The 651-nt window shown below is 48.2% G+C and carries 1 protein-coding gene; it reads right to left on the reverse strand.

Annotated elements, in window-relative coordinates:
- A partial coding sequence (locus tag T472_RS06395; RefSeq protein WP_023863443.1) for an RNA-guided endonuclease TnpB family protein occupies window positions 1-651 on the reverse strand: 651 nt, incomplete at both ends.

The raw sequence follows: 651 nt of genomic DNA on the forward strand, positions 1-651 counted from the left end.
TTTCGATACAAGGCTCGTCCATGATACATCAGAAATGCTTTTTGCCAGCTTGTGGTTGCGCATCATGCCCTTCACGTTAAGGTCCTCGATACAGATGATGTCGTGGTTTTTGACTATCTCTATACTGAGTTTGTTCAGAAATTCATTTCGCTGGTTCGCAACCCTTTCATGGAGCCTTGCTACCTTCCGTCTCTGCTTCTGATAGTTCCTGGCTTCAGAGAGAGTGATTCCCCTTTTTTCCGCAGCAAGTGCACGCCTTGCAAGCTTTCGCTGCTCACGTCTTAGCCTCTCCTCCATTTGCCTGGTGAAATGGTTGTTGTCATTCCTGCTGCCGTCTGACATGACTGCAAAGTCAGTGATTCCGAGGTCAATACCGACGGCGGAGTCAGTCTTTGGCAATTCACAGATTTCCTCTTCACAAAGGATTGATACGAAGAACTTCCCGCTCGGTTTCCTTCGTACTGTGGCATTCAGTATACGCCCTTTCATCTCCCTGCTGTCTGCAAACTTTACGAGGCCCAGCTTAGGCAGCTTCAGGCAGTTCCCGGATACTGCGATATTGTTGTCAGTGCATTGTGGAGTGTAGCGTTGCTTAGGGCTCTTTTTGCTCTTGAACTGGGGATGCTCATTCTGTCTTTTGAAAAAGCGGGA

It is taken from the genome of Youngiibacter fragilis 232.1 (genome assembly GCF_000495435.3).
Classification (GTDB): Bacteria; Bacillota; Clostridia; order Clostridiales; family Clostridiaceae; genus Youngiibacter; species Youngiibacter fragilis.